A 234-nucleotide genomic window follows, 5' to 3' on the forward strand; every position below is an offset into this window, starting at 1 on the left:
TATGCCCCAAACCGCTGAAGTCGCGGGTCTCGAAAAGCGCCTTTTTCTGAAGGAGCGCGAGCTGGGCGCGCTGTTGGAAATCACGCAGGCCATTACCCAGGACTCGGCCGAGGCTGACCTGTATAAAATATACCAGTTCACGCTTATCGGGCAGCTGGGCGTGCGGCGGCTGGCGCTCTACGTACTGGAAGAAGGAGCGTTCCAGCTGAAGATAAACTTCAGCACTGCCCTACC

1 protein-coding gene is annotated in these 234 nt (G+C 57.7%); it reads left to right on the forward strand.

What is annotated here, in order from left to right:
* A partial coding sequence (locus ACM615_RS24480; RefSeq protein WP_431012723.1) for a hypothetical protein occupies window positions 1–234 on the forward strand: 234 nt, incomplete at both ends.

It is taken from the genome of Rahnella sp. PAMC25617 (assembly GCF_050606005.1).
GTDB lineage: Bacteria > Pseudomonadota > Gammaproteobacteria > Enterobacterales > Enterobacteriaceae > Rahnella > Rahnella variigena.